The following is a 17,976-nucleotide window of genomic DNA, read 5'->3' on the forward strand; positions in this document are numbered from 1 at the left end:
GCCCTGAAAATACAGCAATATGGTTGCCGCACGGGGATGTGAGTGGTATCCCGCGCCCATGACGACCGTCCCCATTTCGAACATCCGCAATTTCTCCATCGTCGCCCATATCGACCATGGCAAATCGACGCTGGCCGACCGCCTGATCCAGATGACGGGCGGCCTCTCCGACCGCGAGATGGCGGGCAAGGAGCAGGTGCTCGATTCCATGGACATCGAGCGCGAGCGCGGTATCACCATCAAGGCGCAGACGGTGCGCCTTGCGTACAAGGCCAAGGACGGCAAGGACTACATCTTCAACCTGATGGACACGCCCGGCCATGTCGACTTCGCCTACGAAGTCTCGCGGTCGCTGGCGGCCTGCGAGGGTTCCCTGCTGGTGGTCGACGCCAGCCAGGGCGTCGAGGCGCAGACGCTCGCCAACGTCTACCACGCGCTTGATGCAGGTCATGAGATCGTGCCGGTCCTGAACAAGGTCGATCTTCCCGCCGCAGAGCCGGAGAAGGTCAAGCAGCAGATCGAGGACGTCATCGGCATCGACGCCTCCGACGCGGTGATGATCTCGGCCAAGACCGGCCTCGGCGTTCCCGACGTGCTCGAAGCCATCGTCACCCGCCTGCCGCCGCCGAAAGGCGATCGCGACGCGACGCTGAAGGCGCTGCTGGTCGACAGCTGGTACGATGTCTATCTCGGCGTCGTCGTGCTGATCCGCGTCGTCGACGGCGTCATGAAGAAGGGCAGCCGGGTCCGCATGATGGGCACCGGCGCGGCCTATGACATCGAGCGCGTCGGTTTCTTCACGCCGAAGATGACGCAGGTCGACGAGCTCGGCCCGGGCGAGATCGGCTTCATCACGGCGGCCATCAAGGAAGTCGCCGACACCCGCGTCGGCGACACCATCACCGACGACAAGAAGCCGGTGACGGAAATGCTGCCGGGCTTCAAGCCGGCCATCCCCGTGGTGTTCTGCGGTCTGTTCCCGGCCGACGCCGACGATTTCGAGACCTTGCGCGCGGCGATGGGCAAGCTGCGCCTCAACGACGCCAGCTTCTCCTACGAGATGGAGACGTCGGCCGCACTCGGCTTCGGCTTCCGCTGCGGCTTCCTCGGGCTGTTGCATCTGGAGATCATCCAGGAACGCCTGTCGCGCGAATTCGACCTCAACCTGATCGCGACCGCGCCGAGCGTGATCTACAAGATGAAGCTGACCGACGGTCAGGAAATCTCGATTCACAATCCCGTCGACATGCCCGACGTGGTCAAGATCGCGGAGATCCAGGAGCCCTGGATCGAAGCGACGATCCTGACGCCCGACGAATATCTCGGCAGCGTGTTGAAGCTGTGCCAGGACCGCCGCGGCGTGCAGAAGGAGCTGACCTATGTCGGCTCTCGCGCGATGGTGAAATACGACCTGCCGCTCAACGAGGTCGTGTTCGACTTCTACGACCGGCTGAAGTCGGTCTCCAAGGGCTACGCCTCGTTCGACTATCATCTGACCGACTACAAGCCGGCCGACCTCGTCAAGATGCAAATCCTCGTCAACGCCGAGCCGGTCGACGCGCTCTCGATGCTGGTCCATCGCACCCGCGCCGAAGGCCGCGGCCGCGCCATGGTCGAGAAGATGAAGGAGCTGATCCCGCCGCACATGTTCCAGATCCCGATCCAGGCGGCGATCGGCGGCAAGGTGATCGCGCGCGAAACCGTCCGCGCGCTGCGCAAGGACGTCACCGCAAAATGCTACGGCGGCGACATCACGCGTAAGCGCAAACTTCTGGAGAAGCAGAAGGAAGGCAAGAAGAAGATGCGGCAGTTCGGCAAGGTCGACATCCCGCAGGAAGCCTTCATTGCCGCGCTGAAGGTCGATAGCTGAGGCGACGGCCGGGACCAGACCAATCGGCCCGGTCGCCGGGGCCGGCAAACAAGAAACGCGAAAACAACCCCATGCACAGTAGCCGCCTCCTTGGCGGCATTGCACATTTTCGATTTTACGAAATCCAGTTGACCCGTCGGGCAAAACAGGGGTATGGCGGCATCATCGCAGGGTGTGTGATGCAACCACCCGTCATTCCCTTCGACCGTTTGATCGATCACGACGTTGGCTTCGCCTCGACGTAGCGCGCGAAGTTGTCGAGGATCGCCTGCCAGCCGGCTTGCTGCTGCTCGACCGAATGCGTCGTCTCGCCGTCGAAGACGACACGGACGACGATGCCATTCGGGCCCGGCACGAACTCGACCTCCGCCTTTCGATCGCCGAACGCGTATTCGATCCGCCTGTGTTCGACGATCTTCGTGTAGGTGCCGGCGAAGTCGAAACCCATGCTGCCGTCCTTGGCTTCCATCCGGGACGAGAAGGCGCCGCCTTCCCGCAGGTCAACGGTCGCCTTGGTCGTATGCCAATCGTCGGACGCGGCATTCCACTTCACGATGTCGGCAGGCGTCGTATAGGCATCCCAGACCCGATCGATCGGGGCTGCTACGCTGGTTTCGACGGTGATCCTCATGCATTGCTCCAGTTCGTCTTTGACAGTCGAGGTGACGACATCACTTCAGATGCGCGGGATTCATCCACGGCACCTCCGGGGGTGTCCATCCAAGGACGGTCGAGACCTGTCTGTACCGACATGGTCGCGTCGTCGATATCTCAAAAAATTGCCGGTGGAGCAGCTCCTGACCATCCGCCGACTGCCGCGAACAACTCGGCCGCCGCGGTCAATGCCCGAGCTGCTGGAGAACGGCGGACCACAGCGCAAGCGGCTCCCTGAGGGCTCCCGGCTCGGACGGCTTCTGGCGAACGGCGGTATGCACCATGACGAGCTTCGAGGCCGGATCGACCAGGATGACCTGACCGCGGATGCCGAGCAGGGCAAATCTGCGCTGCTCGCCGGGGAGGAGCCACACCTGATAGCCGTAGCCGAAATAGGGGGTGGCCACGCGCGGAGCGAGATGACCATCGCCTGGCCTGACGGTCGTGGCATCCAGCAGCCACTGCCGGGGGATCAACTGACGGCCTTCCCAGACGCCGTCGTTTGCGAGCAGCCGGGCCAGACGCGCATAGTCACGCAAGGTTGCGTTGAAGCAGCAGAAGGCGATCTCCTGCCCGCTCCCGTCGATCGCCCATGACGCATCCGCTTCAGTGCCGATGGCATCCCAGATCCGGTCGTGGAGATAGTCCGCAACGGGCGTGCCGGTAGCGGAGCGCAGGACCAGGCCCAGGATCTCGGTTTCCACGCTTGCATAGTGCCATCTGGTCCCCGGCGGCGCGGTTCGGGTATTGAATTGCGCGACGACGGCGGCAGGGTCTTTCGTCTCTTCAACGAACAGGGCGCGTCCAAGCCGGGCGATGTCGTCGTGCCCATCATAGACTTCCGAGAAGTCGACGCCTGAAGACATGTTCAACAAGGCCCGGATGGATGTGTTTCCATATTCCGTCCCTGCAAGGCCAGGGACGTAGGTCGAGACGAGGTCGTCGATCGACTTGATCCGTCCCTCCGAGACCGCGATCCCGACCAGCATGGCCACCAGCGTCTTGGCCATGGACTGCGACAGAAAGCGATCGTGGTCGGTCCGCGAATATTGATAGTGCTCGTACAGGATGGTGTCGTCCCTGGCGATCAGGAGGCCCGTCACCGGGTTACGCTTGAGGTAGTCCGCGATGCTCAGCCGTTCCGTGCCGAAACTGTAGGTGATCGACGGCTCCGGCGCGCGCTTGAATTGCCAGGGCGCCGTCGCGCGGCCGATCGGGCGCGAGGGGAAGATCTCGCCGAAATGGCTGTAGACCCCGACGAGCTTGTCAAGCTGGGTGGCGGTCCCCCGCGTGCCGACCGGATAGCCCTCGGCCGCACCGTAGACATCAGCATCGGGGCCGCTATCCGAAAAGACCGGCCCGGGTTCATCGGGAGAGCTTCGGACGTCCTGTGCGCAGGCCAAGGGTGTCCAGACAGCGCAGACGAAAATGAAAGACAAGAAATGCCCGCGACAACCGCGCGGCCTGCAGGGCGCTGCCCAATTCATTGTACCTGCCCTCCTCACACGTTCTGACGTGCGCGTGATGAGAGGCACGCTATCACTACGGGTCGATGGTGTCAGCTCATGGGATGGGGCGAGCTCTCGCGCAGTACCATCCGTTTCATCGCATCGAAAGGGCGATCACCGAACCGGAGGTGCGAACCCATGACGTTCATGCGTTCGCGCCCCCGGCCCTGCTCAGCTCGAGCCTGACACGCGATCAGTAGTCCCAGAACACCGGTACGAAGCGAAAGGTGTCGCCGTCGCGCGCCACGTGCCCGACCGACGGGAACGGCATATGCGTGGCGACCAGCAGCTCGCCGGTCTTCGCCAGATCCCGCAAGAGCCGGCCGCGAACGCGGGAGGCCTCCTCCGGGTCGTGTTCGAAGCCGTTGAACCAGTCAGGGTGGTCGAAGCCGACCGTAAAGACGGCGTCGCCGGCGAAGGTCAGCGCGTCACCGCCGGACGTCAGGCGGACAACACTGTGACCGGGGGTGTGACCGCCGGTGCGACGGACGACGACGCCTGGCGCAATCTCGTGCTCCTCATCGAACTGCCGCAGCTGGTTATGGTACTCCTTCGTGAACCGCGTGGCAGCCGCCCGCAGCGCGTCCGGAAATCCGGGCGGCATGGCGGTGCGGGAGAAATCCGGCGCTTCCCAGAACTTGAGCTCGGCGGCCGCAACGTGAATCTGCAGGTCCGGTCGCAGCCGGTCCTTCACCCCGTCGACGAGCAAGCCGCCGACGTGGTCCATGTGCATGTGGGTCAGCACCACGTCGGTCACGGACGCGAGATCGATTCCGGCCGCCTCCAGTCGCTTGATCAACTGCCCGGCCCGCGGCAAGTGCAAGTCCGGATCAGACCCCAGTCCCGCGTCGATCAGGATGGTCCTGTCGCCGCTGCGGACAACGACCGCGTTCAGAGCCCAGTCGAACGCGTCCTGCGGCAGGAACATGTCCTTCAACCAGGCGGCGCGGACGGATGGGGCGGCGTTGTGTCCCAGCATCTGGGTCGGGAGCGGCAGCACGCCGTCGCTGACCACAAGCACGTCGATGTCGCCGACTTTCAAGGCGTAGCGCGACGGGACTAGCTCTTCGGGCTGCGGTCCGGCGAGGTGCGGGGTGTCGTGTAGATTCATGGTCGTCTCCTGTTGGGTGTTTCGGATGGCTCGATTCATCGTTGAGAACTCCTGGCGCTTGGTGCTGATGATGTGATCAGAGATCGGTGACGCGCTCCGGATCGGCCGACGCGAGCGCGGCGGCGCGTTCGGCGAGCGGTGGATAGATCCAGACCGTATTGATCTCCTTCTTCGTCTTCTTTGCCTTGTCGCCGACCATCTCGACCTTCCGCTCCCAGCCGCGCGTGAAGAGAGCGCCGGCTTCGCCGAGATCGAGGCAGGTGACATAGGCCTTCTGGCGATACGGCCTTGTCGGAGCGCCGAGCAGCTCGGCAGCGGCGTTGTTGCCGGCAAAGGCGCCCATCCGCGTGGCGTGCTGGCACGACATCAGCGCGTAGTTTCCGGCATCGTCGCAAGCTGCGCGCGCCGCGTCGCCGGTGGCGAAGACACCGGCCACACCCGCCACGCGCAGATCGCGGTCGACCAGCAACCGGCCGAAATTGTCGCGCTCGGCGCGAATCTGCGCGGTCAACGGCGCCGCGCGAATGCCCGCGGCCCAGATCACGGTCGCCGTTGCGATGCGCTCGCCGTCCGACAGCGTGACGCCGGATTTGTCGAGCGAAGCGACACCGACGCCGAGCCGGGTCTCCACGCCGACATGCTTCAGCGCGTCCACGATGATGGGACGCGCAGCTTCGCCCATATCGGGAGCGATCGCCGCGTTGCGCTCGACGATGATAACCCGCGGTCTGGCATCGCGGCCGAGGCTCTCGCGGAGCCGCGCCGGCATTTCGGTCGCCGCCTCGATCCCGGTGAATCCGCCGCCGGCAACGACGACGGTGTCGCGCATGTCCGATACCGGCCAGCTCACCAGGTGTTGCAGATGCCGGTCGAGCGCGATCGCATCGTCGAGCGTATCGACGCTGAAGCCATGCTCGGCAAGGCCGGGAATGTTCGGGCGGAACAGCCGGCTCCCCGTGGCCACGACCAAGCGGTCATAGGAGAGCCTCGTTCGCTTCCCCCCTGATGTCACAATACCCACTTCACGCGCTTTGACATCGACCGTCTCGGCACTGCCCTGCACGTAGACCACATCGACCGCCTTGAGCACGTCCAGCAGTGGCGCCGTCAACGTCTCGGGCTTCGGCTCGTAAAGCCGCGGGCGAACCACGAGTGTCGGCTGTGGTGCGACCAGCGCGATCTCGAGCTTGTCGGGCGAGGCGCCCTTGATGTCGCGCAGGCGCGCGGCGGACAATGCGGCGTACATGCCGGCGAAGCCGGCGCCAATGATGACCAATCGCATGTGATGTCTCCTGTGGTGTGAATGGATCGATGCGCAGGATCAGGCCGCGATGAACGCCGACAGCTCGGCGTTAACGACGCCGGCATGGGTCGTGCAGATGCCGTGCGGCAGTCCCGCGTGGATCTTGAGCGTGCTGTTCTTCAGGAGCTTCGCCGACAGCGGCGCGGAGTCGGCAACCGGCACGATCTGATCGTCGCCGCCATGCAGGACGAGGGTCGGCACCGCGATGCTCTTCAAATCCTCAGTGAAATCGGTCTCCGAGAATGCCTTGATCCCGTCGTAATGCGCCTTGGCGCCGCCCATCATGCCCTGGCGCCACCAATTCCAGATCACCGCCTGCGATGCCTTGGCACCGGGGCGGTTGTAGCCAAAGAAGGGACCGCTCGCGAAATCCAAATAGAATTGCGTCCTGTTGGTGGCGAGCTTCCGGCGCAGATCGTCGAGGACCTCGATCGGCAAGCCGCCGGGATTGGCTTCCGTCTTCAGCATCAGCGGCGGCACTGCGCTGATCAGCACGAGCCTGGCCACACGATCGCGGCCGTGCCGCGCGACGTAGCGGACGGCTTCGCCGCCGCCGGTGGAATGTCCGACATGGATGGCGTTACGGAGATCGAGGTGGTCGACGACCGCCGCGGCATCGGCCGCGTAATGATCCATGTCGTGACCATCGCCGACCTGGCTCGAGCGTCCATGCCCCCTGCGATCGTGTGCGATCACGCGATAGCCTTTGCCGACGAAATGCAGCATCTGGGTGTCCCAGTCGTCGGAGCAAAGCGGCCAGCCATGATGAAAGACGATCGGCTGGGCGGACTTCGGTCCCCAGTCCTTGTAGAAGATCCGTACGCCATCCTCCGTGATCACCGACGTCATCGGATCGATCCATTGAGCGACGGATTTCGAGCGGCTGGATTCCTCGCCGGTCGCCGTCGACGAGCGGACGGAAAGTGAAATCGCAGACATGACCGAGGTCGCGAGGACCTTCCGGCGCGAGGTGTTCGCAAGCTGATTGAGCGGGACGTTCCAGGCCATTCTTCTTCTCCGTGTGATTGGCGTGGGCATGCTGCTCATCTAGCGAACCGGATGTGCCGCTGCCCCAGCGCGCTTGCGGCGATTGCAGAGCAATTGCTGCTAACGCGCGCGCCGGCGCCAACCGGTCGGGGTATCGCCGGTCAGCCGCTTGAATGCAGCGGCGAACGCGGTCTGAGAGGCGTAGCCAAGCGCGGCGGCGACCGTGACGACCGACGCGTCCGTCTCGCGCAGCATCTGCATCGCCTGCTCGAGCCGGCGCTGGCGCAGCCAAGCATGGGGCGAGAGCCCGGTGCTCTCCTTGAAGGCCCTGCAGAAGTGGAAGCGCGAGAGGCCAGCGTCCGCGGCGAGCGCCGCAAGCGAGACATCCGCATCGCGCTCCGAGCGGAGGCGCTCGATGGCGCGCATCAGCACCTTCGGTGCCAGCCCGCCCACAACCGGCTGGACCATAGTCGGCGCGCCCGCATGCGCGGCCAGCAGGCGCGTCGCAAGAAGGTCCGTCAGTTGCTGCCTGAAAAGCGAATCCAGGGTCTCATTGCCTTCCAGGACGTCCGCGGCGCTGAGGAGTAACCGGGACGTGATGGGATCGGGATGCGCCGTTCGCTCCAGCAGATCGATCGGCCCGGGGGTGTCGGCTTCGTCGGCCACGCGCACGAGCGTTCGGTGCGGAAGGTAGAGCTGAACGACGTCAACGGGTTTTGGAATATCCCATCTGGAGCTCGCTCCTTCGGGAATGATGATCACGACCCCGGGACGAAACGTTCCCGTCGAAGCAAATCGGCCCGAACGCCGCTGCATGCGCTGCACCGCGCCGTTGTAGGCCATGATCACATGGTGGGTCATGGGTTCGACGACGTCGTGCAGTGGCTCGTGTCTCCAGTGCGCGATCCCGCCGCCGGATGGGTCCAGGGCCATGCGGAACGGCTCGGTTCCGAGCACGCGGGCCATTTCTGCATCGGCGAGAGGCCGATCGGCCTGGGCCGGAGTGGCCTGGCGCGCTTCGGACGGGGCCGTCGGCCCCTTCTGCGAAAGATCGTAAGAGACAGGCTTTGTCATGGACGTGGGTTCGCATGAGAGGTGGTAGCATGGCGGTCACGATGAGGGCCGAAGGCAGACCGGCGGGTCACTTGCGAAGGGTGGCGAGCCAATCTTCGAAGCGGACGGCACCAACCCGTGGACGGTCGCCTGGCGTGAGCGATCGGTCGTCAAGCTCCGCTCCGAAATAGCGGGCATGAATGTCGGCAACGACCTTGCGCGGGTCCTTGATCGCGGCCAGGTATCTCCGGCCGAATTCGTCGAGACTCAATCGCTCGGGACCGGCGAGCTCAATCATGCCGTTGATGGGATCGGCAAGCGTCACATCGGCCAGCGCGGTAGCGACATCGTCCGAGGCCACCGGCTGAAACAGCGCGGGCGACAGCCGGGCGGTCTGCCCGTCGGAGGAGGAATCGACGATGCCGCCGATGAATTCGAAGAACTGGGTGGCGCGCAGGATGCTGAAGGGAATCCTCGAGCTGCGGATCAGATTCTCTTGTGCGAGCTTGGCGCGGAAGTAGCCGCATTCCGGAAGGCGATCGGTCCCGACGACGGACAACGCGACGTGATGCCGCACTTTGGCGACGGCCTCGGCCGCGAGGAGATTGCGGGTCGACGTCTCGAAGAACGCCAGAACGGCGCGGTCCTCGAAGGACGGTGAGTTCGCGACATCCACGACGATGTCTGCGCCCGAAAGCGCCCGATCAAGCCCCTCACCCGTGATGGCGTTGACGCCCGAGCGGGGTGAGGCCTGAAGGACAGCGTGGCCCTTTTCACGGAGCACGACCGCGAGTTTCGCTCCGATCAGGCCGGTCCCGCCGATGACGACGATCTTCATGATGATTTTCCTCGATTTTTCTGGTCAGCGATGGCCTTGTTGCTGGAGCGAGGATGCGCGCATGCGGACGGGAAGGCCTTGCGCCCGGCTTGAATTGACCTTCAAATTTCCCTGGCTTTCCGTCCAAGCGGAGCGTGGATTTGCGTTTCTGGTTTGAAAATTATTGCCTGGACACCGAACGGCGCGAGCTGACCCGGGGCGCAGAGCAGGTCCCGATCGGGCCAAAGGTGTTCGATCTGCTGCTCCATCTGGTTCGCAAGCGGGAGCAGGTGGTGACGCGTGACGATTTGCTGGCGGCCGTCTGGGACGGCCGGATCGTCTCCGAATCGACGCTGACGAGCCACGTCAACGCGGTCCGCAAGGCGATCGGTGATACCGGCAAGGAGCAGCGCCTGATCCGGACAGTTTCGCGCAAAGGCATGCGCTTCGTCGGTGAAGTCCGGGAGGACGAGCCGCTCGCTCCCGCGGCGGCTGTACAGCCGAACGTCGCGATCGGACCGCCCGGGCTGGTCCTGTCGCTGCCGGATTCTCCGTCGATTGCGGTGCTTCCGTTTCGAAACCTCAGCGGCGACGCCGGGCAGGATTATTTTGCCGACGGCGTCGTGGAAGACATCATTACCGCGCTGTCGCGCATCCGCTGGCTGTTCGTGATCGCCCGTAATTCGAGCTTCACCTACAAGGGCCGGACCGTGGACGAGAAGCAGGTCGGCCGCGAGCTCGGCGTGCGCTATGTCGTCGAAGGCAGCGTGCGTCACGCCGCAGGCCGGGTGCGCATCACGGGACAGCTCGTGGACGCCGCAACAGGCATCCACCTATGGGCTGAAAGATTTGAAGGAACGCTCGATGACATCTTCGAGCTGCAGGACCAGATCGCAATCAGCATCGTCGGCGCGATCGCCTCCCAGCTCGAGCGCGCCGAGATCGAGCGCGCCCGGCGGAAACCGACTGGCAATCTCAGCGCCTACGATCACTATCTGCGCGCCATGCCACATTTGCACCGTGGCACGCGAGAAGCGATCGACGACGCGTTGCCGCTGTTTCACAAGGCCATCGTACTCGATCCCGAGTTCGCCTCGGCCCATGCCATGGCGGCCTGGTGTCATTGCTGGCGCAAGATCAACGGATGGATGACCGATCAGCCGCGGGAGTCCGCCGAGGGTATCCGGTTGGCCCGTCTGGCGATGGAGTTGGGCAAGGACGACGCCGTCGCGCTGACACGGGCCGGACACACGCTCGCCCATCTCGCCGGCGACGTGGACGGCGCCGTCGCACTGCTCGACAAGGCGCTGTTGCTCAACCCGAACCTGGCGGCGGCCTGGTTCCTGGGAGGCTTCCTGCGGGCCGAGCGCGGCGATCCCGAAGCTGCAATCGAGTTCCTGACCCGCGCCATGCGGTTCAGCCCGCTGGATCCCGAGATGTTCCGGATGCAGGCCGGCATGGCGATGTCGCATCTGTTTGCCGGACGTTTCGACCTGGCCTTGTCCTGGGGCGAACAATCTCTCCGGCAGCTGCCAAGCTTCGTGTTCGTCGCGCTGATCATCGCCGCCTGTCATGGGCTCGCCGGACAAGCGGAGCAGGCTCGGGATGCTGCGGATCATCTGCGCAAGCTCGATCCTGGGTTTCGCATCTCCAAGCTCGATGGCTGGATACCGATCCGGCATCCGGAGCATCGCGCCAGCCTCGCGAACGGCTTGCGGCTGGCGGGCTTGCCCGAGTGAGAGGCACGTCGGTGCGCTCCCTTCTAGTCTAGAGTGAGGACATCCCGGCCGTACCGACCGCACCCGCGCGCGCAGCACCGCCAGCCCATCACTCGATGATGCCGAAGTCCGCGACCGGCATCACCCAATAGACGAGGTTGGTCCCGGCAAACGAGACCTTGAGCCGCTCCAGCAGGCGCTCGGCAGCAGCGTTTGGCAGGACAATACGGACCAGCACCTGGTCGGCATGCCCCTTGACGCGTTCCTCCGGGCTCTGCAGTCGCACGTTGGCTCCATGTCCCGCGGCGTCAGAGGCCGTAAAACCCGGCACCAGATCAGCCTGCTCGCTGAGATAGTCGAACAGCTCGTCGCGAAGCTGGCGCGCGGCAATCAGGGTGAGGCAGACCGCTTCGCTGGTCATCTGGCCGCCTTGGCAGCGCCGCCGAACCGGCGATACAGGATCGGCAGCAGGATCAGGGTCAGCAGCGTCGAGGACAACAGGCCCCCGATCACCACGATGGCGAGGGGGCGCTGGATCTCCGATCCCGGCCCCGTCGCAAACAGCAGCGGGATCAATCCCAGCGCGGTGATGCTCGCGGTCATCAGCACCGGACGCAGCCGCCGCATGGCGCCGTCGATCACGATGCGCTCCTCGGCCAGACCATGCGCGCGCAACTGATTGAAATACGAGACCAGCACGACGCCGTTCAGGACCGCGATGCCGAGCAGCGCGATGAAGCCGACGGACGCCGGCACCGACAGATATTCACCGGTCGACACCAGCGCAAAGACGCCGCCGATCAGGGCAAAGGGGATGTTCACGAGCACCAGCAAGGCATGGCGCACGGAGCCGAAAGTGGTGAACAGCAGCACGAAGATGAGACCGATCGCGACAGGCACCACGATCGACAGCCGCGCGGCCGCGCGCTGCTGGTTCTCGAACTGTCCGCCCCATGTGAGCCGATAGCCCTTTGGCAGCGGGAGCTCGGCCGTGACCTTCTGCTGGGCCGCCTGCACGAACCCGACCATGTCGCGGCCGCGGACGTTGGCGCGGACGACGCTCATGCGGTTGCCGTTCTCGCGGTCGATCTTCACGGGGCCATCGACACGCTGGATGCGGGCGACCTGCGACAACGCGACGTGCTGGCCGGACGACAGCGTCAGCGGCAGGCTCGCGAGCAGCGTCGGCGCCTCCCGCGTCGTCTCGCTGCCCCGGACCAGGATCGGCGTGCGGCGGCCGTCCTCCAGCGCGGTCCCGATGATTCGCCCCTCGATCTGGGTGCGAAGCGCGTTGGAGATGGCATCCACGGTCAGGCCGAGTCGGCCGGCTTCCATCCGGTTCACGGCGACCGTGTAGTATTGGGCGCCCTCGTTGATGGTCGTGTAGACGTCTTCCGCACCGTCGACACTCGACAGGATCGCGGAGAGTTTCGTCGCGATGTCGTTGAGCTGGCCGATGTCGGTCCCGAAGATCTTGACCGCGACGTCGCCGCGCACGCCGCTGATCATCTCCTGCACGCGCATGTCGATCGGCTGGGTGAAACTGAGCGACAGGCCCGGAAAATCCGCCAGCACGTCGCGCAGGACCTGCAGGAGTTCCGTCCGGTCCCGGGTTTTCCTCTCGTCCGCGGGCTTGAGCACCAGAAATGTATCGGTCTGGTTGGGTCCCATGGGATCGAGGCCGAGCTCGTCCGAGCCGGTCCGGGCGACGATCCCGGCCACGTCAGGCACCTTCATGAGGGCCGCCTGCAGCCTGGCATTGATGGCCATGGATTCATCGAGATTGACGGACGGCAGCGTCTCCACGCTGACGATGACATCGCCCTCGTCCATGGTCGGCATGAAGGTCTTGCCTAGCTGCGTGTAGGCGTAGCCGGCGGCGACGAGCCCCAGCAGCGCGACGACGACGACCTTGCGTTCGTTCTTCAGGGCCCAGTCCAGCGCCGGCGCATAGACACGCTGCGCGAGGCGGATCAGCAGCGGATCGCCATGGCTTGCGGATTTGAGCAGAAAGGAGGTTGCGACCGGAACGACGGTGAGAGCAAGCAGCAGCGAGCCGGCCAGCGCGAAGATGATGGCGAGCGCGACCGGAATGAAAAGCTTGCCCTCGAGCCCCTGCAGCGTCAGCAAGGGCACGAACACGATGATGATGATCAGGACGCCGGAGGCGACCGGCTGCAGCACCTCGCACACCGACCGAAATATAATATGGATCAGCGGCGGGCCCTTTCCAGGCTCGTGCTTGCCGAGATTGCCGACGATGTTCTCGACCACGACGACCAGCGCGTCGATCAGCATGCCGATCGCGATCGCGAGGCCGCCGAGGCTCATCAGATTGGCGGACATGCCGACCGCGCGCATGGCGAGGAGGGCAATGACGATGGCCAGCGGCAGGCTGAGCGCGATCACCAGCGAGGCGCGCCAATTGCCGAGAAACAGCAGCAGGAGCACCACGACGAGCACGGTGGCTTCGCCGAGAGCCCGCACCACCGTTCCGACGGCACGCCCGACCAGCCGGCTGCGGTCGTAGAACACGTTGATGGAGACGCCCTTCGGCAGCGACGGCTGCAGTTCCTCGAGGCGCGCCCGGACGTCACGCACGAGCTGGCCGGCATTGGCGCCGCGCAGGCCGAGCACGAGGCCTTCCACCGTTTCGCCATGGCCGTCGGAGGAGACGGCACCGTAGCGCGTCAGCGCGCCGACCCTGACCCGCGCCACGTCGCTGACCCGGATCGGAACCCCCTCGCGGGTGTCGATGACGATGGCCCGGATGTCGTCGATGGTGCGAATGCTGCCCTCGATGCGCACCAGCGAGCTGTCCTCGCCCTGGTTCACGCGCCCGGCCCCATCGTTGCGGCTGTTGGCCTCGATGGCCCGCCGGAACAGCTCGGAGGAAATCCCGCGGGCGGCGAGCGCGTCGGCCAGAGGAACGATCTCGAACGCCCGCACATGGCCGCCGAGCGAATTGACGTCGGCAACGCCGGGGACGGTGCGCAGCGCGGGGCGGATCACCCAATCGAGCAGGGTTCGCCGCTCGGCCAGCGACAATTCGGCGCTGTCGATGGTGAACATGAACATCTCGCCGAGCGGGCTGGTGATCGGCGCCAGTCCGCCGCTGACGCCTTCCGGAAAATCGCGCGCGATGTTGGACAGGCGCTCGGAGACCTGGTTGCGGGCCCAGTAGATGTCGGTGCCGTCCTCGAAATCGACGGTGATGTCGGCCAGCGCGTATTTGGTGGTGGAGCGGAGAATCTTCTTGTCGGGAAGCCCGAGCAGCTCGAGCTCGATCGGAACGGTAATGCGCTGCTCGACCTCTTCCGGGGTCAGGCCCGGTGCCTTCATGATGATCTTCACCTGAACCGGAGACACGTCCGGAAAGGCGTCGATCGGAAGGCCCGGAAGAAATACCGCGGCGGCTCCGACCAGCAGGAGCACGCCGAGTGCAACGAAGAGCCGCTGCGACAGCGCAAATGCGACCAGACGCTGCAGCATTACTGGCCAGCTCCGAGACGAGACAGAATGCCCCGCAGCGCCGAGATGCCGGCGATCGCGATCTCGTCCTTGTCGCTGACCGCACCTGCGACCACGACGTGATCCTGGTCCTCGGCGAGCAACGTGACGGGAACGAGACGGAAGCCGCCGGCGATGGCCACAAAAACCGAGGTCTGCTCGCCGCGGCGAACGAGGCCGCTATAGGGAATCTCCCAGGCGCTTTCGCCGCGCGGAGAGAAAGCTGATGCGCGCCGTTGCGGTCTGGCCGGGGCGCAGCCCACCGCCCTCGTTCGGCATCTCCGCGCGAACGAGGATGGTCTGACTTGCCGCGTCGGTCGTCTCGGACACCAGGATGACACGGCCCGGCGCATCATAGCCCTCGATCTCGACCTTCGCGCCGGCTTGAACGGCCCGGATGCTCGACGCGGGAATTGCAATCTCGGCCCATACCGGTGAAAGCCGCGCCAGCTTCACCAGTGGCGCGGCCTGCTCCAGCCGCTGCCCCGGAGAGACCGGGATGTCGACGACGGAAGCAGCCTGCGGCGCCTGGACGGTCAGCGTGGCGCTGATCGCGGCGTCGTTGATCAGGCGGGAGACCGCCTCGTCCGACATGCCGCTCAGATAGATCATTTGCCGCCGCTCGGCGAGCACGATGCCGGCCTGGCGAGCCTCGGTCTGGCTGGCCTCCAGAACGCGCTGCGGCACCGCCTTGCCCTCGAACAGATCGGCATTCCGCCTCAACTGGTTGTTGGCGAGAACCTCCTGCACAACGGCTTGCAGATAGTCGCGCTGCAGCGAGACGAAGCTCGGGCTCTGCAGGGTTACCAGCGGCTGTCCGGCGATGACCCGATCGCCGCGCGCGACCGCCAGATTGGTCACCATGCCGGCGACCGGCGCGCTCACCACCCATAATTGCGGGGTCGGAATCACGATCTGCGCCGGATAGGGCAGTGTCTGATCGGTCCGGCTCGAGATCGGATGGGTCACGCGGACCCCGAGATTCTGAGCCTGCGTCGCGGTGAGCTTCACCTCGTCATCGGCGATCGCAACGCGAGGCAAACCGGCAAGCGCGAGCGCGAGCAGAATTGGGCCCAGCATCCGCCATCGGCGCCGTGAGCACTTCACCCGATGAAGCGAGAGCATCAGTGTAACTTCGAATGTGATTTACAGGCTTTAGATAGTCCGGATCGACCCGGGGGTGTTGACCTGCGTCAATCCGGGTCGATAGGAGGACGTCGGCAAGGCGATCCTTGCCGAAAACCGATAGTCGCCGGCAGGCGAAGCTCCGGCGCACCGTCCCCGCTTTGCGGCGAATGACCGCGCTCTCCATGCACCCACTGCATTGAGTCATGCAAAAGGATGGGACGTCCCCGTTGAAACACCGAGGCCTGCCGCCTTGTTGTTAAGCAATTTCTGACACCGTTCGACAAAAGCAAGATTCTGGAAATGCCTGGGAATTCTGATGATCAAGCTCAAGTCGATTGCCGCTCGCCTGATTCTCGCCATCGCGCTCACGGTAGCGGTGGCCTGCGCCATCCTTTCCGGCTTCTCGATCACCCAGCAGCGGGCGCTGACGCGGATGGCACTCGATCAGCAGCTCAAGCTGCAGTATGAAAGCGTGATCGCGGCGATCGACTATGAGGGGCGCGCGGCGCTCGCCGTCTCGTCCGTGATTGCCGCACTGCCGCCGGTCGGCGACGCCATCGCCAAGGGCGACCGTGACGGCCTCGCCGCGCTGCTCGGCGACGCCAACAAGTCGCTGAAGGCGCAGGGCATTCCGCTGATCACCTTCCAGCTTCCGCCCGCAATCGCGTTTTACCGCGTCCATGCCCCGAAGACCTTCGGCGACGACGTCTCCACACGCCGGGAGACCGTCGTCGAGGCGATCAGGACAGGCCGGTCAATCGTGGGCGTCGAACCGGGCCGCGAGGCGCTCGGCATCTTCGGCATGACGCCGATCATGCGCGACGGCAAAAGCGTTGCGAACGTGGACGTCGGCGCCGCCTTCGGCAAGGAATTCGTCGAGCGCGCCAAGAAGCGCTTCGGCATCGACCTTGCCGTCTACTCGCTCGACGGCAAGACCCTGAACAAGCTGTCCTCGACCTTCGGCAACACTGTGGTCACCCCGCTCGACCAGTTGAAGGGCGCGGTCGACGGCACATCGGTCCGGCACGAAGCCGAACTCGACGGCCATCCGGTGGAGGTCTATGCCGGCCCGATCAAGAACTATGCGGGGGCGCCGGTCGGCGTGCTCGAGATCATCAAGGACACGACGGAATACGAGGCCGCGTTCGCCACCGCCGAGCGCAATTTGATCCTCGGCACGATCGCGATCCTGGCCGCAGCGATCGTGCTGGCGCTGCTGCTCGGACGCGGGCTGTCGCGCCCGCTCACCGCGATCACCGCCGTCATGAACCGGCTGTCCAGCGGCGACACCAGCGTCACCATTCCCGGCAGCGAGCGCCCGGACGAGCTCGGCACCATGGCCAAGGCGGTCGAGATGTTCCGCCGCAACATGCTCGAATCCGTCGCGATGCGCGAGGCGCAGGAGGCCGACAAGGCCAAGGCGGAGGTCGAGAAGCAGGCGCTGCAGCGCCAGATGGCCGACCGCTTCGAGGCCGACGTCAAGGGCGTGGTCGCGGCGGTCGCCAAGGCCACCGAGGGTATGCAGAGCGTCGCCGGCGAGATCACGACCAGCGTCAATGGCACCTCGCAGCGCGCTTCCGCCGCGGCGACGGCGTCCGAGGAAGCCTCGACCAGCGTGAATGCGGTTGCCGCGGCGACCGAGGAACTGGCCTCGTCAGTGAGCGAGATCGGCCGTCAGGTCACCCATTCCAGCCAGGTCGCGAGCGGCGCGGTGGTCAAGGCGGCCGAGACGACCGAGATGGTCACCAGCCTTGCCGGCGCCGCCGAGCGCATCGGCGACGTGCTGCGGCTGATCAGCGAGATCGCGAGCCAGACCAATCTGCTGGCCCTCAACGCCACGATCGAGGCGGCGCGCGCAGGCGAGGCCGGCCGCGGCTTTGCCGTCGTCGCCTCCGAGGTGAAGGAGCTGGCCAGCCAGACCGCGAAGGCGACCGACGAGATCGCAAGCCAAGTCTCGGCGATCCAGGCGGCGACCGGCAATTGCGTCACCGCCATCTCAAGCATCAGCGGCACCATCCGCGAGATCAGCGGCATCACCACGACGATTGCCGCCGCCGTCGAAGAGCAGGGCTCGGCGACGCGGGAGATCGCCCGCAGCGTGCAGCAGGCCTCCGCGGGCACCACCGACGTCTCCGCCAATGTCGCCGGCGCAAGCCAGGCCGCGGATCAATCGCGCGCGCTGGCCGGCAATGTGATGGCGGCCTCGGGCGAGCTCGGGCAGCATGCATCGGCGCTGAAGAAGAGCGTGGACACGTTCCTGGCGGGGCTTCGGGCGGCGTAGGGTGTTGGGCCCTGGGTTAGGATAGTCGAGCCGCGG

General features: G+C 65.3%; 12 protein-coding genes and 1 pseudogene. 3 read left to right on the top strand and 10 right to left on the bottom strand.

Going from position 1 to position 17,976, the window contains the following annotated elements; genetic code table 11:
- The first annotated feature begins 58 nt into the window (after positions 1 to 58).
- Positions 59 to 1,870, top strand: coding sequence for a translation elongation factor 4 (gene lepA / locus WHZ77_RS31040; protein WP_014439385.1), 1,812 nt, complete (start codon positions 59 to 61; stop codon positions 1,868 to 1,870).
- A 217-nt stretch (positions 1,871 to 2,087) separates the two neighbouring features.
- Here the strand turns inward: lepA and WHZ77_RS31045 are convergent, their stop codons facing one another.
- The 7 genes from WHZ77_RS31045 to WHZ77_RS31075 all read right to left on the bottom strand — a co-directional run bounded on the left by WHZ77_RS31045 (position 2,088) and on the right by WHZ77_RS31075 (position 9,324).
- Complete coding sequence (locus WHZ77_RS31045; protein ID WP_375311411.1) at positions 2,088 to 2,501, bottom strand: SRPBCC family protein; 414 nt, start codon at positions 2,499 to 2,501, stop codon at positions 2,088 to 2,090.
- Positions 2,502 to 2,709: 208 nt separating this feature from the next.
- Entirely contained in the window at positions 2,710 to 3,927 is a 1,218-nt protein-coding gene (locus WHZ77_RS31050; RefSeq protein WP_375311412.1) for a serine hydrolase domain-containing protein, read from the bottom strand.
- Positions 3,928 to 4,225: 298 nt separating this feature from the next.
- Positions 4,226 to 5,182: an MBL fold metallo-hydrolase gene (locus tag WHZ77_RS31055; protein ID WP_375311413.1), complete on the bottom strand. Its 957-nt coding sequence runs from the start codon at positions 5,180 to 5,182 to the stop codon at positions 4,226 to 4,228.
- A 37-nt stretch (positions 5,183 to 5,219) separates the two neighbouring features.
- Positions 5,220 to 6,425, bottom strand: a complete 1,206-nt coding sequence (locus tag WHZ77_RS31060; RefSeq protein WP_375311414.1) for an NAD(P)/FAD-dependent oxidoreductase — start codon at positions 6,423 to 6,425, stop codon at positions 5,220 to 5,222.
- Positions 6,426 to 6,464: 39 nt separating this feature from the next.
- The gene (locus tag WHZ77_RS31065) at positions 6,465 to 7,295 is read right to left on the bottom strand and encodes an alpha/beta fold hydrolase (RefSeq protein WP_375314851.1); all 831 of its coding nucleotides are present in this window, start codon (positions 7,293 to 7,295) and stop codon (positions 6,465 to 6,467) included.
- A gap of 258 nt (positions 7,296 to 7,553) precedes the next feature.
- Complete coding sequence (locus tag WHZ77_RS31070; protein ID WP_375311415.1) at positions 7,554 to 8,507, bottom strand: helix-turn-helix domain-containing protein; 954 nt, start codon at positions 8,505 to 8,507, stop codon at positions 7,554 to 7,556.
- 67 nt (positions 8,508 to 8,574) lie between these two features.
- Entirely contained in the window at positions 8,575 to 9,324 is a 750-nt protein-coding gene (locus tag WHZ77_RS31075) for an SDR family oxidoreductase (RefSeq protein WP_375311416.1), read from the bottom strand.
- Between the two features lie 140 nt (positions 9,325 to 9,464).
- On the opposite strand from WHZ77_RS31075, the gene WHZ77_RS31080 reads away from it, so the two are divergent.
- Positions 9,465 to 11,042 carry a winged helix-turn-helix domain-containing tetratricopeptide repeat protein gene (locus WHZ77_RS31080; protein ID WP_375311417.1) on the top strand — a complete coding sequence of 526 codons (1,578 nt, stop codon included), beginning with the start codon at positions 9,465 to 9,467 and terminating at the stop codon, positions 11,040 to 11,042.
- A gap of 88 nt (positions 11,043 to 11,130) precedes the next feature.
- Here the strand turns inward: WHZ77_RS31080 and WHZ77_RS31085 are convergent, their stop codons facing one another.
- The 3 genes and pseudogenes from WHZ77_RS31085 to WHZ77_RS31095 form a co-directional block, all read right to left on the bottom strand.
- Entirely contained in the window at positions 11,131 to 11,442 is a 312-nt protein-coding gene (locus tag WHZ77_RS31085) for a DUF3240 family protein (protein ID WP_014439373.1), read from the bottom strand.
- Positions 11,439 to 14,513, bottom strand: a complete 3,075-nt coding sequence (locus tag WHZ77_RS31090) for an efflux RND transporter permease subunit (RefSeq protein ID WP_375311418.1) — start codon at positions 14,511 to 14,513, stop codon at positions 11,439 to 11,441. Before WHZ77_RS31090 ends, WHZ77_RS31085 begins: the two co-directional genes overlap by 4 nt.
- Positions 14,513 to 15,611 (bottom strand): annotated as a pseudogene (locus tag WHZ77_RS31095) (efflux RND transporter periplasmic adaptor subunit). Before WHZ77_RS31095 ends, WHZ77_RS31090 begins: the two are co-directional and overlap by 1 nt.
- Before the next feature lie 364 nt (positions 15,612 to 15,975).
- Here WHZ77_RS31095 and WHZ77_RS31100 point away from each other — a divergent pair.
- Positions 15,976 to 17,940 (top strand): methyl-accepting chemotaxis protein, encoded by a 1,965-nt coding sequence (locus tag WHZ77_RS31100; RefSeq protein ID WP_375311419.1) that lies wholly within the window; start codon positions 15,976 to 15,978, stop codon positions 17,938 to 17,940.
- Positions 17,941 to 17,976 lie beyond the last annotated feature (36 nt).

It is taken from the genome of Bradyrhizobium sp. A5, assembly GCF_042076515.1.
Taxonomy (GTDB): Bacteria; Pseudomonadota; Alphaproteobacteria; order Rhizobiales; family Xanthobacteraceae; genus Bradyrhizobium; species Bradyrhizobium cosmicum.